Origin of the sequence: Niveibacterium sp., assembly GCF_041909475.1 — a bacterium.
Classification (GTDB): domain Bacteria; phylum Pseudomonadota; class Gammaproteobacteria; order Burkholderiales; family Rhodocyclaceae; genus Niveibacterium.
Map to the genome: position 1 here is coordinate 36,358 of NZ_JAYRDJ010000008.1, position 20,214 is coordinate 56,571.

At 52.0% G+C, this 20,214-nt stretch carries 17 protein-coding genes; 13 read left to right on the forward strand and 4 right to left on the reverse strand.

The window, feature by feature from the left end:
* Positions 1–59: 59 nt before the first annotated feature.
* Complete coding sequence (locus ACE3P0_RS07695) at positions 60–926, forward strand: YicC/YloC family endoribonuclease (RefSeq protein WP_374401509.1); 867 nt, start codon at positions 60–62, stop codon at positions 924–926.
* Between the two features lie 189 nt (positions 927–1,115).
* Positions 1,116–2,390: a tyrosine-type recombinase/integrase gene (locus tag ACE3P0_RS07700; protein ID WP_374401511.1), complete on the forward strand. Its 1,275-nt coding sequence runs from the start codon at positions 1,116–1,118 to the stop codon at positions 2,388–2,390.
* 270 nt (positions 2,391–2,660) lie between these two features.
* On the opposite strand, the gene ACE3P0_RS07705 is transcribed toward ACE3P0_RS07700, so the two are convergent.
* Positions 2,661–2,942, reverse strand: coding sequence for a hypothetical protein (locus ACE3P0_RS07705; RefSeq protein ID WP_374401513.1), 282 nt, complete (start codon positions 2,940–2,942; stop codon positions 2,661–2,663).
* Positions 2,943–2,996: 54 nt separating this feature from the next.
* Between ACE3P0_RS07705 and ACE3P0_RS07710 the strand changes: the two genes are divergently transcribed.
* The 11 genes from ACE3P0_RS07710 (at position 2,997) to ACE3P0_RS07760 (ending at position 15,352) form a co-directional block, all read left to right on the forward strand.
* A complete protein-coding gene (locus tag ACE3P0_RS07710) occupies positions 2,997–3,965 on the forward strand; it encodes a DUF932 domain-containing protein (RefSeq protein WP_374401515.1) in 969 nt (322 codons plus the stop codon).
* Positions 3,966–4,115: 150 nt separating this feature from the next.
* On the forward strand, positions 4,116–5,123 hold the full coding sequence (locus ACE3P0_RS07715; RefSeq protein WP_374401517.1) for a YqaJ viral recombinase family protein: 1,008 nt from the start codon (positions 4,116–4,118) through the stop codon (positions 5,121–5,123).
* A 108-nt stretch (positions 5,124–5,231) separates the two neighbouring features.
* A complete protein-coding gene (locus tag ACE3P0_RS07720; RefSeq protein ID WP_374401518.1) occupies positions 5,232–6,152 on the forward strand; it encodes a hydrolase or metal-binding protein in 921 nt (306 codons plus the stop codon).
* 16 nt (positions 6,153–6,168) lie between these two features.
* The gene (locus ACE3P0_RS07725; protein WP_374401520.1) at positions 6,169–7,014 is read left to right on the forward strand and encodes a hypothetical protein; all 846 of its coding nucleotides are present in this window, start codon (positions 6,169–6,171) and stop codon (positions 7,012–7,014) included.
* A gap of 80 nt (positions 7,015–7,094) precedes the next feature.
* Positions 7,095–7,757, forward strand: a complete 663-nt coding sequence (locus ACE3P0_RS07730) for a hypothetical protein (protein ID WP_374401522.1) — start codon at positions 7,095–7,097, stop codon at positions 7,755–7,757.
* Between the two features lie 198 nt (positions 7,758–7,955).
* On the forward strand, positions 7,956–8,942 hold the full coding sequence (locus tag ACE3P0_RS07735; protein ID WP_374401524.1) for a helix-turn-helix transcriptional regulator: 987 nt from the start codon (positions 7,956–7,958) through the stop codon (positions 8,940–8,942).
* Between the two features lie 109 nt (positions 8,943–9,051).
* Complete coding sequence (locus ACE3P0_RS07740; RefSeq protein ID WP_374401677.1) at positions 9,052–9,954, forward strand: ATP-binding protein; 903 nt, start codon at positions 9,052–9,054, stop codon at positions 9,952–9,954.
* 36 nt (positions 9,955–9,990) lie between these two features.
* Positions 9,991–11,280 carry a hypothetical protein gene (locus tag ACE3P0_RS07745; RefSeq protein WP_374401526.1) on the forward strand — a complete coding sequence of 430 codons (1,290 nt, stop codon included), beginning with the start codon at positions 9,991–9,993 and terminating at the stop codon, positions 11,278–11,280.
* Positions 11,277–12,824 (forward strand): hypothetical protein, encoded by a 1,548-nt coding sequence (locus ACE3P0_RS07750; protein WP_374401528.1) that lies wholly within the window; start codon positions 11,277–11,279, stop codon positions 12,822–12,824. The genes ACE3P0_RS07745 and ACE3P0_RS07750 overlap by 4 nt, the downstream gene beginning before the upstream one ends.
* Positions 12,825–12,838: 14 nt before the next feature.
* On the forward strand, positions 12,839–13,474 hold the full coding sequence (locus tag ACE3P0_RS07755; protein ID WP_374401530.1) for a flagellar motor protein MotB: 636 nt from the start codon (positions 12,839–12,841) through the stop codon (positions 13,472–13,474).
* Between the two features lie 426 nt (positions 13,475–13,900).
* Complete coding sequence (locus tag ACE3P0_RS07760) at positions 13,901–15,352, forward strand: tetratricopeptide repeat protein (protein WP_374401532.1); 1,452 nt, start codon at positions 13,901–13,903, stop codon at positions 15,350–15,352.
* A gap of 70 nt (positions 15,353–15,422) precedes the next feature.
* Here ACE3P0_RS07760 and ACE3P0_RS07765 read toward each other — a convergent pair whose 3' ends face one another.
* From ACE3P0_RS07765 to ACE3P0_RS07775, 3 genes are all read right to left on the reverse strand, one after another.
* A complete protein-coding gene (locus tag ACE3P0_RS07765) occupies positions 15,423–16,106 on the reverse strand; it encodes an inovirus-type Gp2 protein (RefSeq protein WP_374401533.1) in 684 nt (227 codons plus the stop codon).
* A gap of 442 nt (positions 16,107–16,548) precedes the next feature.
* A complete protein-coding gene (locus ACE3P0_RS07770; RefSeq protein ID WP_374401535.1) occupies positions 16,549–18,126 on the reverse strand; it encodes an AAA family ATPase in 1,578 nt (525 codons plus the stop codon).
* 793 nt (positions 18,127–18,919) lie between these two features.
* Positions 18,920–19,918 (reverse strand): hypothetical protein, encoded by a 999-nt coding sequence (locus tag ACE3P0_RS07775; protein ID WP_374401537.1) that lies wholly within the window; start codon positions 19,916–19,918, stop codon positions 18,920–18,922.
* Positions 19,919–20,214: the final 296 nt, after the last annotated feature.

The window sequence follows — 20,214 nt, forward strand, 5'->3', positions numbered from 1 at the left end:
CCCCTGCAATTCGGCCGCGTGAATTTGTCATTTCACGGCCGCCACAGCGGAAGCTTCCGATGATCCATTCCATGACCGGTTATGCGGTCTGCGCCCGTGAAAGCGGTCGCGCACGCCTCAATCTTGAGCTCAAGAGCGTCAATTCGCGCTTCCTCGATCTGGGCTTTCGCATGGCCGAAGAACTGCGCCTGGCCGAACCTGCCCTGCGCGAGGCGATAACCGCGCGGCTGTCGCGCGGTAAGGTCGAGTGCCGGCTTTACTGGCAGGCGAACGCCGCACTGCCGGCCGAGCTGTCGCTCAACCAGACCCTGGTCGATCAGCTGAGTACCGCGCAGGCGCAACTGCGCGATCACTTTGCCGATGCCGCGCCGCTGTCGGTCGGCGAGCTGCTGCGCTGGCCCGGCATGCTGGGCGAGACGGGGCCGGATTTCGATAGCCTGCTGGCGACCGCCGGCGAACTGGTGAAGCTGGCGCTGGACGATCTGGTCGCCTCCCGCGCACGCGAAGGCGAAAAGCTTGCCGCGATGATCCTCGAACGCGTGCAGGCGATCCGCGCGCTGGTTGCCAAGGCGGAGCCGATCCTGCCGGCCGCGGTGGCGGAGTATCAGGAAAAGCTGACCTCCCGGCTGCGTGACGCCGTCGCGACGCTGGACGAAGACCGCATCCGCCAGGAAGTCAGTTTGTTTGCGCAACGCGCCGACGTGGTGGAGGAGTTCTCCCGTCTGCGCACGCATTGCGATGAGGTCGAACGCGTGCTCAAGGTCGGCGGCCAGGCCGGCAAGCGGCTTGATTTCCTGATGCAGGAACTCAACCGCGAGGCCAACACGATGGCCTCGAAGGCGGTGTCCGGTGCGCTCTCCAGCATCGCGCTGGAAATGAAGCTGCTGATCGAGCAGATGCGCGAACAGGTTCAGAATCTGGAGTGACGTTTCACGGCGTTTCACCTTGTTTCACAAAACCACTAAAAGCCACTAACCATGTGGCTTTTTTGTTTTTTACCGTTGCATCGCGTCTCAGAAAAGCGCAAGATTTTCGTGTACCCATCTGTGTACCTTGACCATAGCAACAGGGGTAATTTTGGGTACACATGCTAATTTGCGTTCTGGGGTGATGTTATGGGTAAGCTGACAGACATTCAAATTCGGGCGTGGATCAAGAGCGGCGAGCGTTTTGAAGGCCGTTCCGATGGCGACGGCCTCTATCTACGCTTCCGTGAAGGAGACAATGGTCCTACTTGGCGCTATCGATATCGGTTTGACGGAAAACCGAGGGTTATGAACATCGGTAGCTACACAACGGTTTCTTTGGCCAAGGCCAGAGAAATGGCCAGAGAGCTTTCAGCCAAGGTAGCCCTTGGCCATGACGTGGCTGGTGAGAAACAGGAGCGCAAGCGTGAGGCCATTGCCAAGATCGAGGCCGAGAAAAACGCTTGGACGGTGGCTAGGCTCGCCGATGAGTATTTTGAAAGAATCATTCTTGGTCGCTGGAAACATCCGAACATCGTTCGGTCCCGGATCGAGAATGACATTAAACCCAACTTGGGAAAGATTAAGGCCGAAGACGTTAAGCCACGGGATATCGACGCCATGTTGCAGACCATCGTGAAACGCGGTGCTCCTACGGTCGCAAATGATGTCCTCCGCTGGTCGAAGCGAATTTTCGATTTCGGCATTAAGCGGCACGTCCTCGAATACAACCCAGCCGCTGCCTTTGATCTCTCGGATGCGGGGGGCAAAGAGGAATCGCGTGATCGCTGGCTTGACCGTGAAGAACTCAGCAAGCTTTTTCAAGCTATGCGCGAGAAAGCAGGATCTTTCACGATAGAGAATCACTACGCAGTACGCTTACTTCTTTTGCTGGCAGTGCGGAAAGAAGAGCTCATCGCTGCTCCGTGGTCCGAATTCGATCTCGAGAGAGCGGTGTGGCATTTGCCCGAAGAGAGAACCAAGACCAGTATGGCCATAGACATCCCTCTGCCAACTCTTGCGGTTAGCACTCTGCAAGAGCTCAAACGACTGTCGAGCGGCAGCGCCTATGTTTTCCCCGCTCGAAAAATGCAACAGAGAATGATTCCCCACATTGACCTGAATACCCTCAATGCAGCGCTATCCAAACACATCAAGCCAAAGCTGCAGGACATGGATAACTTCACTATTCATGACTTCCGCCGCACCGCACGTACCCATCTTGCCGCGTTAGGAGTTGATGCCTTTGTCGCTGAACGGTGCCTCAACCACAAGGTGAAAGGAGTGGAAGGAATATACAACCGGCACGATTATTTTGATGAGCGCAAGAATGCGCTCGACCAGTGGGCAAAATTACTGTCTTTATTGGAAGAGGGGGGAGCGGATTACAACATAGTACCCTTCAAAAAAGCTGCGTCTAATTGAGTGGGAGTGGCTGTCTATGCATCCGTCGGTGACGGAAGGTATTGAGCCTGTCGCGAGACTCGGCAGGTAATACGTCCGCACACCAGCTAATTATTGATTTTACCTGCATCAGAATCCATGTTGGTTACATATATTTAATCTGAAGACTGGGCAACCCTAGCCTTCAATCCCCTATTTCCACCCATTCAAGAGCCCGTTACCCGCAGAGGTAACGGGCTCTTTTCATTTCTAGGAGAAAAACCCATGCGCAACAAATGTCCCGTCTGCCATTCAACCAACATCCATCGCCTGCATACCGCCAGAAGAATCGGCAGCACGGTCGGTGCCGTCGGCGGTGCCGCTACTGGTGCTGGTGGCGCTCTGTCCGGTGCACAAACTGGCGCAGCGGTAGGTGCTGTCGGTGGTCCTGCCGGCATGCTGCTCGGTGGTCTGGCCGGCGCCATCCTCGGCGGTCTGCTCGGGGGGGCCGCCGGTTCGATCGCCGGCGGCAAAGTCGGCGATGTCGTCGACGAGAAGGTTCTCAGCAATTTTCAGTGCTGTGATTGCGGCCATGAGTTCAGCGACCGCTGATCTGCCGTCATCCCTATTCATTTTCAGGAGCCTCAAATGGCACACCAAGTCCAACAGATGGCCTATGTCAGTGAGACACCCTGGCATGGCCTCGGCAACGAACTCACGCCGCAGCAGCCCATTGAAGTCTGGGCAGATCAGTCCGGCATGTCCTTCCGGATTCTCGAAACCCCTGTCCGTTTCATGGCCGAATCGGCTGGTCCGCTTGGTTCCATCAAAACTTTCGCCGATCAAAAAGTGCTCTACCGGTCCGATACGCAGGATGCCCTGTCCGTCGTCTCCAACCGTTACCAAGTTGTTCAACCCAGTGAGGTGCTGGAGTTCTACCGTGATCTGACGGAAGTCGCTGGCTATGAGCTGGAAACCGCCGGGGTGCTGAAGAACGGAAAAAAGTTCTGGGCACTGGCAAAAACCGGTCAATCATCTGCCTTGAAGGGAAATGATGTCGTCCATGGCTACTTGCTGCTCGCCACGTCCTGTGACGGTACGCTGGCGACCACGGCGACGCCGACCACGGTACGGGTCGTCTGCAACAACACGCTGACCATCGCGGTAAATGGAGCAGTCTCGGCCATCAAGGTGCCGCACAACACCCGATTCGATGCGCAGGCAGTCAAGCAGCAACTCGGTATTGCCGTCTCGCAATGGGACGGCTTTCTGTATCGGATGCGGACACTGGCTCAACGCAAGGTAAAAAGCCATGAAGCGATGGCTTATTTCCTCCGGGTGCTGTGTGAAGTTGATCCCAACAGTTCTGACCTGTCGAACCTGTCCAACGAACGCGCGCTTTTGAAGGTGCAATCTCTCTACGACGGCCAGGGTCGTGGTGCCGAACTGGAAGCAGCCAAAGGCACGGCCTGGGGACTCCTCAACGCCGTGACCGAGTATGTCGATCACGAACGACGTGCTCGCAGTCCTGAGTACCGCCTTGACTCCGCCTGGTTCGGTCAAGGTGCTGTCATCAAGCAGCGTGCGCTGGATACGGCACTGAAACTGGTCGCATAGTTTCTTGTAGCTTCTTCAACCCGCCTCAATCGTCCTCAACCTTCCCCCTCGACTGCCCGGTTCGGTGTTTGCCGACCGGGCTTTTTGTCGACTGGCGGTCGTGAGCGGATTCCAGTTCAGGCATTTCCTTCCCAAATTCTGGAGATCATCATGGCATTACCTTCAGTACCCGTTTCACAGACTCAATCAACGCGGCCAGCATTGCGTCTGGTCAGCACCAAGGCCTTGCCTCGGGAAGATTGGCTGAACGTTCGTCGGCAAGGCATTGGCAGTTCCGATGCCGCTGCTGCCGTTGGCCTCAATCCCTACAAATCCCAGCTTGAACTCTGGCTGGAAAAAACTGGCCGTGATGGCCTATTGCCCAAGACTGATCCCCTCGACGAGGAGAGCCCCGCTTACTGGGGGAGCATCCTCGAACCCATCGTGGCAGCGCATTACACCCGGCGCTCTGGCAATCGTGTGCGACGCATCAATGCGGTCCTTCAGCATCCCGATCCGAAGCTGCACTGGATGCTGGCCAATATCGACCGTGAGGTTATTGGAGCACAGGACGTTCAGATCCTCGAGTGCAAAACCGCCGGGATCAACGGCAGCCGACTCTGGAAAGAGGGCGTGCCGGAATACGTTCAATTGCAGGTCCTGCATCAACTCGTCGTGACCGGCAAGGCCGCTGCCGATGTGGCTGTTCTGCTCGGTGGTCAGCACTTGGAGATCCATCGCATTCATCGGGATGAAGCGCTGATTGCGCGGCTGATTCAGTTGGAAGCAGCCTTCTGGCGTTACGTCGAGACGGATACACCGCCGCCGGCAGATGGTTCGGAATCAGCAGAGCTGGCATTGCGTTGCCTGTATCCCCAGGACAAGGGGATCGCAGTTGATTTCAGTACCGACCGTAACCTGTCAGCGACCTTTGCCGACTGGATCAGTGTGCGGCAGACCTTGGCTGAAACCGAGAAGCTGGAAGCGAAGTTGAAGCAAGCCCTGCAACAGGCCATGGGCGAAGCATCACGCGCCATCTTCGAGACCGGCGAAGTTACCTGGAAGAAAGCCAAAGACAGCGTGGTGCTCGATACGGCGCGACTGCTGGCCGATCAACCGGATTTGCTCAAAACCTACGGAATGCAGCGCCAAGGATCGCGGCGATTTGTGCTCGCTTGATTCATTCCCGAAAAACCTACGTAACAGTACCCAACCCACTAACTCCTCATCGGCAACCGGATAGTAATCCAGTGCTGGTGGGGAGTTTTTTATTTGAGAGGAAACATCATGTTGAAAGGTTTGGTCATCACACCTCCCGTTCTTGGACGAATTTCGATCGGTAAGGTCGTCGAGAAAGCTGGCAAACGTCTCCCGGAAAAGGACGACCAGTTCACCATCACTAGCCAGGTTCAGGGCGCCGATGGATGGCTGCCGCATCCCTTTGATGAAGGATTCCGGAAAGCACAGGGCGGGAAAATTCGTTCGATTCCGATTCGGCTGCTGTTCAATGATCCCGATCTGAATTTCCGGGCTGAATATGCCCTGTTCGACCGGAGGACCGGTCGGCCGGTCTGTGTCGGCAACGGTGAGAGCTGCAAGCGGCGGACGGAGTCGGGGGTTCAGTCATTGCCGTGTCCGTCGCCGGAGGGTTGTACGCTGGCGCAGAACGGAGCCTGCAAACCCTATGGCCGGTTGAATGTGCTGATTGGCGATGATGATCCGCTGGGGAGTTTCGTCTTCCGGACGACGGGGTTCAACAGCATTCGTACCTTGTCGGCACGACTGGCCTACTTTCAGGCAGTTTCGGGAAATCGACTGGCGTATCTGCCGCTGGAACTTCGGTTGCGAGGAAAGTCGACGCGGCAAAGTTTGGGGACCCCGATTTATTACGTCGATCTGACGGTGCGCAGCGGGGTTTCTGTTGAGGAGGCTCTGACGGAGGCGAAAACGCTGGAGGCGGATCGCCAGTCGGCGGGGTTTGATCAGGTTGCGTTGGAAACGGCTGCTCGGCTTGGTTTTTCAAACGGTGCGTTTGAAGAGAACGAGGACGAGGGAGATTCGGTGGTAGAGGAGTTTTATCCGGAGGGTGATGGTGCCTCGGATCATGCTGAAGCAGCTTCGCCTGCTCCTACCGAAAAGGCTGCGCAATCGAGTCTGGTCAATAAGCTAGAAGATCGAGCAGCAAAACTTGCGAGCGATGTGAAATAGCTTGCTACCGAGGCTGGTGCTGAATATTCAGGAAAGCAAAGGAGCGACGCCCGAGGCGCAGTTGCGCTTCGGGTTGTCGGCTGTTTTCTTTTTTTTAGTCATCACGAAAAAGCTCCGTACCGATAGCGTCACCGGCTGTCGTGTCGTTCAAACATCATGTATCCACCGACACGTAGCGTCGGCCAATCTGATACGGAGAACAATTGTGAACACTCAACTGCACAGCCTGATTGAACGGCAACGCCAGCGCATGCGCGAACTGCGCGACGACGCACCTGATCTTGCCAATGCCGTTGCCGAAGAAGTTTGGGATCGGTTTGAAATGGATATCGAGGAGGTTACGGCTGACGGCTACATGTTCGACATGGCCACGAGCACGCAAATGGCGCTATCCAGCACGCTGGCACTGAATTACGACGAAGCTTTCGAGCGCCGAGTGTTTGGCTTCTTCGCGCGCCAAGGTAATGAGCTATGTGAATCGAGCACGAGTATGGCCAGCTTTGACGGAGCCCAGATCGATCTTGCCGGCTTGCGCAAAGGCCTCAAATTGCGCCGCCGTGCTGAAGAATTGATCGGCCAAGCCATCGAACGCGCAAAGCCTGGGCTGATCGGAATGCTGTTCCTCTCTAGCGACCCCTGCTCCGATGCTTGGGAGCGTGAGCACAGCGAAAATGCCAAGCGATTAAGCAGCAAACTGCTTGAACTGCGCGGACCGATTGTCGATATGATCCGTGAGGAGTTGAGCGCGGTTATTCAGGCAGGGCGACTGGCCTACATCGAGATGCTTGAAGGTTTGCCTAGCCATCTCGCTTCGACGCAAAACCGTCCGGAGACAGCCAGTCAGGACGCTCCACGGGCATGACATCGGGTTCCGCAGGCATTGTAGATCGGCTAACATCCAAGAGATCCTTTAATGCAAGCCGGAAACCATAAGTCTCTCTCATGAACCACCATACCCTTAAACAACGCCACCGCACCTTGCGTGAAGGCTACCCGGCAAATCTCAACTTGCGCGTGCACCGGGCGTTAAGCTGGCTAAAGCGAGCCGAAATGGCGGCAGCGGAAGGAGATGACGATGGCCGTTTTATTTTTCTGTGGATTGCCTTTAATGCTGCCTATGCCAGTGAGATCGACGAGCGCTGCAGACTTTCTGAGCAAGCGACTTTCATGGGCTTTCTCGAAAGGCTGTGTGCGCTCGATACCGGCAAGCGTATCGACAATCTGGTGTGGCAGGAGTTTGCCGGCGGAATTCGTGTTTTACTTGACACCCCCTTCGTCTTTCAGAGCTTCTGGGATTTTCAAGCAGGCAAACTGGGCGAGGATGAATGGCTTGCACGCTTTGCCAAAGGAAAGAAGATCGCCCAACAGGCCTTGGCTGGCGGTCGAACGCCCGCTTTGCTGGGAGTGGTATTCAATAGGCTCTATACCCTGCGCAACCAGTTGATTCACGGTGGTGCCACTTGGAATAGCAAGATCAATCGCAAACAACTGCGAGACTGCGGACAACTTCTCAGCAAACTGGTACCGGTGATCCTCGATCTGATGCTCGATTACCCTGAAGTGGACTGGGGGCCAGCCTGTTATCCCGTCCTGGATGCCGCCTGACATGGCAGTCAAACCACCTCCGCTAGAAATTCGTTGCCCGCAGTGTGGTTGGCAGACTGTGTGGCAACCTCGGTCGGATGCCCTGACCGCCCTGCCGCCTGCCGAATGTCCGCGCTGTGAGCATTCCGATCTGGAAGCCCGTCCGGCATCCTCCGCGTCGGCGTTTTTGGGGCGAGTCAGAAATTGGTTGATGCCCTCATGAGCGCAGCCATGTCTGGACAGCATTCCTACGCGCTCGACAATGCCCTGCTGATTCTCGAAATTCTCCGCCGCATTCCGCGTCGGAATTTCACAACCAGTACCCATCTTCGAGAACAGGTTGCCGCTGCTGGTTACGAGGTGAGTCTGCGCACGGTACAGCGCCATCTGGATGCCATTTGTGCCCGTTTCGCTATCGAATGCGATACGCGGAGTAAGCCTTTTGGCTACCGTTGGATGGAGGGAACCGAGGGTCTCAAACTGCCACTGCTCACGGCCAGCGAGTCGCTGTTGCTGCAACTGGCTAAGAGTGAGGTGTCGCAATTGTTGCCGGCACGCGCCCTAACTAGCATGGCACCGTTGTTCGCAACAGCACGCCGTGAACTTGAAGCTTCCCCGGAGCCTCAGATCGAACGACGTTGGCTGAAGAAGGTGCAGCGCATCCCCGATAGTCAGCCCTTGTTGGCACCAAAGATCACGCCCGGCGTCTTCGAGGCTGTGAGCGATGCACTTTACCGCGAGTGCAAATTGAATATCCATTACCGCAATGCCCAAGGGCAGCGGAAAAATGCCACGGTCTGTCCGCTTGGCTTGGTGCAGCAAGGGATACGGCTCTATTTGGTCTGTCGTTTTGATGGATATGATAACGAGCGCATTCTGGCGCTACCGCGCATTATTCAGGCGGAAGCCAGTGAAGAGTCTTTTTCTTGGCCGACGGATTTTGACCTGGCAGTGTATTGCAGTGGCGGTGACTTCGGCATAAGTCATGGCCGTAGGGTTTCCCTTCGCTTTCGTATCGATAAGATCTGCGGACAGCATTTACGGGAGTCACCATTGGCGGTCGATCAAACGGTTCGCGATCTGGATGAGATGTTGGAAATCACAGCCACAGTTGAGGAGACTGAACTCCTGCATCGATGGTTGCGTGGCTGGGGAGAAAATGTCAGCAGGATCGATATGAAGCCGGTTGTAGGCGGCGATACATAAAGCCTCAATAAACTGCTCTTTTGTGGCAAGAGTCGTTTCTGGTCTATTCCAACGTGCTGTTATTGCAAGCTAATATGGGATATCTGGAGATACTGATTAAGTGATTGATATGACTGATCGACATCACAAGCAAACTACTTATGAAGTGCGCGACCCAACAACAACCTTGGAGAAGGGGGTTGTTCTCTCGCTCGAAACAAGGCGAATGTTTGAGGAAGCCATTGGCGCGATGCGTCATCACAAAACAATCTATTCCGATTGGGGTTTTGGTGACGTTGACCCTACAGGCCGTAATATGATTCTCAATCTGTATGGTCCACCTGGAACTGGGAAAACGCTTGCTGCAGAAGCACTCGCTGGCACGCTAGCGCGCAAGTACATCCATATTGGAATTTCCGAACTGGAAAGCAAATTCGTGGGGGAAACAGCCAAAAACATTTCAGCAGCATTCCAGTTTGCTGCATCGGAAGGTGCCCTGCTGTTTTTCGATGAGGCAGATACGCTGCTTGGTGCGCGTCTTTCCACAGTAACTCAAGGCATTGATAACGAAATTAACGCAATGCGCTCGACATTGTTAATCGAGCTTGAGCGTTTTGAAGGTGTGGTAGTTTTTGCTACAAATTTTGCAAAAAACTACGACAGTGCTTTTGTCAGCCGCATCCGATACCACATCGAATTCAAGTTGCCCGATTTGCCTAGCCGAAAACTGCTATGGCAGCGGATGTTGGTTCCTGGCGTGCCACTTGCCGAGGAGCGGGATAGCCTGATTGATCGATGTGCTGCTGAGTCTGAGGGCTTGTCTGGTCGGGAAATCCGTACAGTATTGCGAACGGCCTTTCCGCGCGCACTCGTGGAGTCGTCTGAGCAACCGATGGTGCGCTGGGAACATATCTCTACTGCCATTAGCGATGTGCGAATGGCGAACAACAACGTAGGTTCTCGAAGGCAAGAGCAGACTACAAATGCTGGTAGCGTAGAGCATGCTCGGCAGATGCTTGGGCTTGCCAAATAAGTAATTGATCTGTTTAGCTGGATTCTAGGGGGAAATATGGGACTTTTTAGTTTTATTGGTGGTGTTTGCAGCTCTGTTGCAAGTCGGGTTGGTAGTGCGATTAGCTCGGCATGGTCGGCTGCAAAAGATGTCGCTGGCAAGGCAATTGGCTGGATGGCCGAAAAGGCAGAGGGATTTGTCAATGGTGTTAAGAAGGTGTGGCAAGCGGTAAAGCCTTATGTATCGCTGATTCGAAAGGGTCTCTTGAAGGCGGCGAATGCCATTCCAATTCCATGGGTTCAGGCAGCCTTGATCGGGCTGGAAAAAGGCCTGGGCGCATTGACTGCTTTTGAGAACTCCCCCATCGCGAAGAAAATCGATGAAGCGATCAAGTGGTCAATCGAGTTGGCTAAACGTTGGCAGAAGAGTAAGAAGACTGAGACCGAGGTTGACGAGCACTTGTCCGAGGAAGAATTGATGGCGGCAAAGCGCCATCAGGAAAACCTGCGTTTTGCTGAACGTGAGGTCGTATCACCAGAACAGCGTCACCACTTGGAACTGGCGTCCGCGATCAACGATTACGAAATCGCGAGATCCGATCTCGCGAATGCAATCGATTCCTCGCCGGAGAATTTCGAGCATTACCTGCGACTGCGAGCAACTCAGAAGCTATTGAACATGGCAGACAAGAAATTCCGCTCAGCTCAGTCTGTAGATGAATTAAGTGCCGACGATCTATTTCTTGTACGGATTGCGTCTGACCTGATTAAGGCTAACCCTGAATTAAGTACAGAAGCTGCCGCTAGACTTGATCGGGTGCTAACCGAGAAATACGGCAAAAAACTGACGCCGTTTGTTTTTGAAGAAATGATCGCCTCCTGGGGAGTTCGTGCCAGAGAGTTGGGGATGCAATGGGAAGAGGCCAATCGTAACCATGCGAAAGACAGCATGCTACTGAAGCGCCTGATGCTCGCACGCGATATCCAAAATGAGTTGTCTGCAGAAGAAGCATCCCAATTGGAGAAATTGCAGAAGGATGTGCCTGTTGGGCAGCAGCAGCTTGACGCTCTAGCCACCAAGCAGCGTGATATTGAGCGCTATGTAGGTGCTGCCGAGGGGTTTCTTCAATTGCTTGAGAAAACTGAGGAAGAAATTGAGCGCGAAGATCGAAGCTATCTGCTTGAGGATGGTGCGGCAGTGGGCAAGTTGCTGATCGATTGTGCTCAGCATGAGCGCTCTTTCGACATGCTAAATCAGGATCAGCAGTCGCTGATTACGGATTATGCCAATGTGTTCGGCAGGGAGGCCCAGTCCCGCATGGAGATGGTTCTGGAGATGGCGGCATGACCGGCGGCGAGGTGATGTCTTTCATCCTTCCACAAATGGATGATCCGATTCAGATTACATTTTTGTTAATAATTTTGGTGTTGATGATAGGCACCATGGTTAGCGCTCACCTGACAGCGCGTACAGCGTCATGGGAGAAGAAATGGAATCGTGGCACACCTGACGATTCAAGCGATGATCTGGATATCGAGCACGGCAGCGTTACTGATCTCTGGCATGCAGTAGCGACCGCGCCGGAAAAGATCGCGGAAATTATGCCTGGTATGTTGTTGGTTATTGGCTTGCTGGGCACCTTTTTAGGATTGGGCTTGGCTCTCAATAAGGCATCGGCCATCCTTGGGCAAGCAGAAGCCATGAGTGCAGGTGCTGCTGCGGATAGCATGAATCACTTGATGGGCTTACTGCAGGGTCTAGGAACCAAATTCAAGACCTCAACGTGGGGGATTACCGGGTTCGTACTCTTGAAAATCTGGAGTGAGGGGACGAGATTTGAAGAAAAGCGACTGACTTGGGTCATCAGCAAAGTTAAGATTGAATTGGAAGGGCGCAAGCGGCAAGAAATTACTGAAGAAGCGAAAAAACAAGAAGCTTTGCATGCCGAAATTTCTGCGGTTGCGACTGATGTCGTTGCCGGGTTGGCAGAACAGGTCGGCAAAATGTTGGTGTTGGAAAAAGGACAACATCAGCAACTGATTCAGCGCTTCGACAACCTCAATAAAGGGCAAGGCGAGTTGCTTGTGGAGTTGCGCGCGAATAGAGAGGCCATGGCTCAATTTAGCGCCGGAATGTTGAATGTAGTTGAAAACATGGCGACAGGTGCTCAGCGAATGGTCGAAGGCGCCGATAGAATCGGCGCTGCGGCTGATCGTATGGCTCAGGGCGCTGACAAGGTTGGTGAGGCTGCAAACGGGCTAGTCGGCGCGGTCGATGAATTCCAGACACAGTTTACCGATGTTCTGAATGACGTTCGCAACGATCTAGGCGCTGCTATCAAAGATATGAGTGCTCAAGCTGCCGTAACGCTGGAAAAGGGCAGCACGCAATTAAGCGATGCGACACGAGAAATCTCTGCAGCGCTTGGCGTTTTGTCCGCCGACGTTAAAAACACCATGAATGAGGTCAAGGATTCAATTGGTGACGCGCTAAAAATTCAGCGAAGGGCATCAGAAGAGTTCACCTTGTCTAGTCGTGCCTTGAACGAAAATATTGAAGCAACGACAGGGATTGTAGGAAAGCTAGCTCGACCCATTGAAGATGGTTTACGGGCGGTGTCGGACTCTGGGCAGCACATGCGCAGTGTCGGCCGAAGTCTGGACGGATCATTGGGCGCAATGCAGCGTGTTGTAGAAAGTCTGGTGCCCTTGTCTGAAGCATTAAAACCTCTTGCTTCTAGCCATGAATACCAGCAGGAGCTGATTTCTGCGCTTAGTCCGCTTCATCAGTTGCCGGATAAGCAGCAGGAGCTCATTAAGGAATTGAGGGGATTGCGAAGCGATCTGATAACACCGCCAGTACCAAAAACTGAAAACCTTGTTGAGGCGTAAGCTTCGTTAATCCAATGAAAGATAAGCCAAGCGAATGGATAGCTATCTCGGATTTGATGGCTGGTGTGATGGCGGTAGTCATGTTGCTACTGGTGGTGTCCGTCTTACAAAAAGGAATAAGCGAACTGCGCTATAAGGAAGAGTTGGTCCGGTTAAACAGCACCAAGAATGACTCGATTAGCAAGGTGACGTCTGCGCTGCAGGCGATGCTAGGCAAAAAGAGCGGTAACGATCTAATTGTTCTAGATCTGCCCGCTAGGCGTTTAACTTTGCGTGATGGGGTGTTTGAGCGTGGTAGCGCCTGTTTGACTTCAGAAGCGCGTGCTGCAGTGGCAAACGTACAAGGGCACTTGGCCAATTTCCTGCTGGAGAATCCGAGCGCGCGGATTTTGGTCGAAGGCTATACCGATAATGCACCGGTAAAGAGTCCGGTGACCGACTACCAGCGTTTCTGTACGGTCTATGATGACAATTTCACGTTGTCAGCGGCACGCGCTCGTGAAGCTCGGCGGGCACTGATCGGGACTTTAGACACAGCGACCGCTCAGCGCATAGTCGTCGCTGGATACGGGGATTCGCGACCGTTGCCAGGCGTTAATCCCGCTGATGCAAGAAATCGCCGTGTAGAGGTGCAACTAGCCATTGACTAAAGCCGAGGTAGGCCAAGATATGTGTAACGACTGGATGCTGATATGCATATTGGGTATTTTTGTGGGTGGATGGGTGGTTGTTGGTGGTTTGATTGCGGGGGTAGTTGCCTTAATTGGTGGTGCTCTCTCAAAAAACAAATTAATTAAGTACGCGTCAATATTTGTTTTGGTGCCAGTTGGCCTTTTTGGGGCGGCTCTTCTGCTTATCCGATTTGCCGGTCGAATGTAAATTCTAAGATTCTCTGAGAAACCTGTCGAAGTAACGCGGGGTTGATGCATCGCTCAGATCTATAGGCAATGAAGACTGTGGAGAATGTTTCCACTATGCAGAAATTCTATTTATTTGATTGCCGGGGTAATGGAATGTGTGTTTAAAAGACGAATCAACAGATATTTAACGTCGTAAATTTGAATGTAGGGGGTGAAGTGGCACTAACGTTGATTGGGGCGTTAATCGCTCTCATGTGGGCAATTTATCAATTCGTAAACGCTGTCTTTGCGGTTGCTGGTGGGTTGATGGCGTTCGCGCTTATCAGTGTCTGCACTGAGTTTGTAAATAAATCTGAACTATTTTCTCCGGCGTATCGAGACTTTGTGTCGCCCTCTTTGGGTCTGATTTATAGCGTCGGAATGCTTGTATGGTTTTATGGCTTTGAAAAGTGGTTGCTAATATCCTTTGCAGTCGTAGCATGCATACTGAGCATAATTGGATTGGTTTTTGGTTTGGACGCGGGTAGCACACTCATAGGACTCCTGGTTATCCTGATTACGCCTTCCTTCTTGAAAAAACTGACTATTCCAATAATTTCTTGGAAAGACGACGGCGAGGGGCGGGTTGAGTGTCTTTTTAATACAATTTTACTAGCTATTATTTCTTTGCCGGCGCTGATTATTATTGGCGAGGAAGTCGTAAAATTACTTGGCGGTCGAAAGCAGGCTATTGATTATACAATTTATTTTGTTATCCCAGTTCTATATGCTGCTATCTATGCATCCAATCTTAAGAGAAATAGAACTCCGACAGATGGTATTTTTATTTCGCTTTTCAGTGTTGCTGCAATCGCTGCGATTAGCGCTTATTTTTGGGGATGGCGTGACGGTATAGTGACTCCCCCTGTTACCCAGACACCACCCGTAGCCGTGGCAGTTCCAGCGCCAACTGCACTGCCTGAGGCGTCACTAGCCAAAGATGTCAACGGTCCTGTCGATCAATCTGAACCTGTAACGCATCCGCAAGGACAAGAGCAATACGCACAGCAGCAGGCCGAACAAGTACCGTTTGCTCCAACTCCAGCGGTAGCCTCCCTCAATCTTCTTGATCATGCAGTTAAATGTGGGGAGGTAGCGGAATGCATTGCCGTGATGCTTCTGTCCGTTGATCATCGTTCACCTGAGGCATTGCATGTTGCTGCAGCGCGTATCTCCGAGCGTAACAAGGCTCAACGTGGTGATCGCAGGGAGGCCCGCAAATTAAACGAAATGGGATTGGCTGAATTCAAAAAGAAAGACTTGGGGGGAGCCATGAGTCTTCTTAAACAAGCGAATATTGCTGACCCCGCCGACGTAGAAATTCTGTCAAATCTTGGTTACGTTGCCTTGCAAGCCAATCAGATTAATGATGCTGTTACTGCACTTGAGGAAGCATTACTTCTCGATCCTCGTCGAACCAGTACGTGGGTGCCGATCGCAGAGGTATATGCCATCCGGAATGAACACGAAAGTGCAGTAAGGGCGCTGTTACTTGGATACGAATTTTCAGGCAATAAGGAAAAAACGCTGTCTGTATATGAGGATCAATCTAGTATGGCTGAACGTGAGTTAATGAGATCGGTATATGCTGAAGCATTGAGAAAGGCCACGGTTCTTCGTGGTAATTGAGCTGTATGAGATTTGTTGTGAATATTGATCGATCAGCTGACTTGACCTCCTGGCAAGGTCAAGCGCTTTCCTATTCATTCTTGGGGCTGATTTGATCACCAGAGCTGCCTTGAGCTAACCCGTCGCTTTGATTTCCCTGCACTGACTCATCCGTCGAATCGCACAGACGAGGCCTCCCGGCATTGCTCTTCTTGCGTGGTGAAATGCCCCGGGCAAATGAACGCTCATTGCCCGACTTCCTGATCGGATCGATGCTCTGCTCCTCCTTGCACAGGTAGGCGATAGCCTTCTCTTTCAGCACTGTCCGCTTGGTATCATCAGTGTGATCAATCATCCCAAGAGCACATTCCGCGTATTTGGTTTTTTCCCGATTGCAGTTGTGGTAAATCCCTTTTCCATCAGTGATTTCGTTTTTCCAATACTCTCCAATCTGATCGCCTTTAAATGCATCCTTGCTGACCTTTTGTCCGTCAAATATAAAAAGGCTATGAATGTGCGGACCTTTGTCCTCCGTGAATTCCTTTTTTGCAACATAACCCACCATGTTCCCAAACAGAGATGGTTTGGTTCGCCTGTTGTTGAGCAAGTGCGTCAGATCCTGATTAATATCTTCTAGCGATGCATCTTTGGCATATTCTTTTGTGTAGGCAAGATCCAGTCGTATGAATTGCATTTTCGAATAGATATCGAAAAGGTCGTCGATATACGTTGTGGTGCTCTCAGCCATACGTTGGCTGTTTCTTGACTCGTTCATTTCAATGCTCCCGTTTGTTGTTTGGCGAAATAACCAAACTATGTATACGGATTCATTTAAAAATTAATCTGCTTTGAAAATGTGATGGCCAGTACGGTAATACATGAATATCCATCACTGGCCATCATGGTTATGGTGAGTTGAATGGATATGGGTTGTTGATATACATATTAATAATATTATTAATTAACCTTATTCGACCCCTATTTTTTTGCGCTGCAAATGGTTTGTATACGGATTTGCATGCGCTGTGTTTTCATGGCGTTTTGAATTCCTGGGTATATACGAAGTTGTGGCATGCCATTGGCGAGCGTGAAAGAGGCGAAACGTCTTCGTAATGAGTTGCAGTCGTCTCGCACATGTGGGGTTGAGCGATGCTCAAAAAGTACAAGCCCACCGGAATCCAGTGGGCTTGCAAAAATGGGTTGCGTAATTTCCGAAGTTAGTGATTGGTCCCGGGGGCGTTATTCAGCGCATCCTCGAAGATTGCCCGGTAGTACCCGACGAGCGCGTTGTAGTTCTGCATGTCAGGATAGAACAGATCGTCAATCACCCGATCAACAACAGCGCGCGCAACATCGAACACATCTTCCTGGTCGTCGTTTTCCGCACTAGCGTTCTGATGCAGTGCCATCCTGAATCGCTGGCGGCAGATGTCGATGCCCTCCAGGTACCACGATTGATGCGCTTCAGGAGTCAAGATTCCCGTCAGATGGTGTGGTATTGCGGGAAATTCCATGTTCATTGCCTTTGTCACCTGTTTCGGGGGAGTTGGCCCAAGTGGACCAACTTGATCAAGGTGTTCAACACGCCCAACAGGGTCATTAGGTACGGTGCGACCAAATGCCGCAAATGGGAGAGCCATCCCTTGGGCCATAGCAGCGATGTTGAACTGCTGGTTAGGGAACGGATGCGCGTTCCCTGAGCGATCGTATCGAGCCGGAACCAAAGCGGGGATTGTGCTTGGTAATGTTGAGGGCAGTTCCCACAAGGTGTACGTCGCTGTTTTGCGGCTTGAAACACCAGCGGCCTTCTTTGCGCGTTTGAGGGATGCCGCGGAGATTCCGACCGATGCTGCAGCGTTTTCGACCTCTTTGGCTGGAAGCGGCCCGTTCGCAAGTTGGTTAACCAGGAAAGTGTAGGCCTGGCCTACAGCTCCTGAGGCTGGTTCGGAGTCACCACCTTCAGCCCAATCCAGAATCTCGCGGGCCGTACCATCGAGTGATTCCTTCCACAATACCGCCGCCGTTTCAATTGGGTGATGTTCAGCCATAACGGTTGCACTGTGAGTTTCGTACAAAAAACCGCCATGATCCGAACCCAGGTTTGATTTTGCCCTGACAAGGACAGAACAGTGAGATCCGTCTTCCAATTGTCCGGATGAGACTTTCGCGGTCAACAACACGACCCGTGCAACAGCACTGAAGGCAAAACTGCCGGCTACGCGATCAAGAGGGGCTTTCCCCTTTGATTGTTTGGTCAGGTGGGTGATGCCGAGGATCGCGCAGCCGTGGTTTTCGGCAAATTGAATGAGCGGTTCGAGCGCACGCCGAACATCCGAATTTTTGTGCGAATCTCCACCAACGACCCGGGCGATCGAATCAATAATCACCAACTTTACTTTTCCAATTTGCCGAGATTTTTCTTCCAAATGCGGAAGGTCTTTCTCAAAACTAAATGAGCGACGCCTACCATTCTCGAGGGTGGCACCGATGACGTGGACGCGCGAAAGGTTAGCGTTGGCGGCAATCAGGCGGGGAATGATGCTGTCTTCAACACCATCTTCACAGCTCCAGATCAGGACATTTCCGGCGGGCGAATATGTGCCATCTGGCCAGATAAGGCCGCCCAAACCACCGTTAGATACAATCGCCGCACATGCTAATGCGATGAGGGTTTTCCCCGTGCCGGGGGCGCCTGCCATTACTGTCAACTTTCCCGCTGCTAAATTGCCGTTCCAAATCCAGTCGACGGCAATGGGGGGGATGAATGCAGCACAGGTGACTTCAACTTCTTTCATTTTGCTTCTCCAATTCGGTTTCCTGCATAACAAGTGTTTTCTGAGTGCTTTGCAGGGCCCGTGCATTGCGATCAGCTGTATGTCTGAGTGTTTTTGGGTTGTGCTTCCTCCTTCTGGGTTATCGTGCGTTCAGCGCAGCACGCAATTGGCCTACATTCCATCGGGTAGTTCTTAGACCAAATTTGACTGGTTGAACGAAGGTCCCCTGCTTCACTCGCCGCCAAACCGTCGCGGTGGAACAGCAAAAAAGTGCGCAGACAATCTGAATCGAAACGTTTGCGGAGTCTGGGAGGTCGTCAAAATTCTTCAGGGTGTGATGCCATGGGCTGGTCCTACCGTTGTTCATTCGTATCTCCTTCTGTTGATCGCGAAGCACGGTGCGCCGCGATTTCATGGCAGAGAATAGACATTGGGGTTTTTCCCGCAGTTTTTGCGGTCTAGGTATGCCCGATACCGTTTGGATTGAGCGATTTTTTGCGGAAGATGACTTACGGTAGTTATGCGGAAGTTTTGTATGCAGAAACTGCCGACATCCGGATAATCTTCTAGTGTGATCAACCCCGGTTTGATTGATGTCGTGCGTAGATATCTCGATCGCTTTTGGAGGGAAGCTAGCTAGTGGCTGGTTGGCAGACGCAAGTCCTGCACGATTGCGACTATCGGAACCTATATTCGCCATATCCTGCCCGCCGTTATCTTGGATATGGTTACGCTAAATTCACTCGAACAAGTGACGGAGCGCTCAAGCTGGAAACTGGATTGAGCGCGCTAGTGGTGGTTAAAGCGGATTAAATCAATCGGATGTTCCGAAGTAGGTATCGAAATCTCGAAGCAGATTAGGAAAATAGTGCTCTATCTGGTTTCTAAGATACCGTCGGTAATCGAGCGGCCTATAAAAGTCGCTGTGTTTTCTTTCTTTTTGCTTTTTGCATCCGAGCAATATCGCAACTATGGATAAAACATCAAATAGCGCCGCTGCGCCAGGCTGGCGTCGACCTGCTACTGTCCTAGCGGCCAAGAACTCTTTGTATCGATTGGGGTTGCTACAGCGCTCTCTGAACCATTGGCGATTTTTTTCGTCGTCATTCTTGATTTTGAAAGCATTGGCAAGCTCTATGTAGGTCGCTAGACGTGACTTGTCGTTATTGCTGTCCTCCTCAGTGCGGGCTTCATCGGGGCTTCGGTTTTTGTTGATATGCACGGCGTCACCTGTATCTGCCGACATTAGGCTGGAGTTAGATGACGCGCTTTCGGTATCCTGAGAGAGATACTTATTGAAGTGTTTGAATTGAATGAAATCTTTTCCGTCGCAATTTACAGAAAAAACCATTTCATTAATTGGCTTAAAAATTGTTTTAATCCTGAGTAGGCGAGTAAATATATGTATCTGCGACTTGTAAATTACTGCGTCTTTTAATTCAGCAACTGTTGCAGGAGGCTTGATGATTATCTCAACGTGGTTTTTGACAACGATTTCTTCACGATTGATAGCTTCAACCAGCGTCGATCTCAAATGAGATAAATATACCTTGCGGTTTTCACCGTTGACGTCATGCATGCTGTTGCTAAAGGGGATCTCATTGCCTCGGTGATCAACTTCAGGAAAAATGAAATAGGCTAGCTGCTTGAGCAGGAAGGTGAGCGGTAGGTAAGGAGCATCAGCTAGCACTAGTTGATGGTCGTAGATTTTAGCGTCGTCACTTTCATTCATTGCATTTGCATCCGGCGTGCCTCGATCTCGCCGCGTTTTGAAAAAAAATATCCGCAGCCCCATGTTGATATTGTCGCCCAAGGTTGAATTGTCAGGTGTTCTTCGCTGAGCAGAGCGATTGCACACAGCTGGGATTTGGCAGCATGTACTTCAGGTTGGCTGACGATCGGTTGTCCCTGTGCGAATACCTTTACCTAGTTGTCCTCAGAGCCTAGAGTCCAGAATCGGAGTGTCGGCTACGTCGCTACTACAGGATCTGGCAGAAATTGCGTTAATACTTGATTGTGCCAAGTACTCGGCGCGGGTGAAAATACGCTCTTCCGATTGTGTTGGGCGCTTACCATCACTCGTCTCAAATTGGATCAGATAAGGGCATC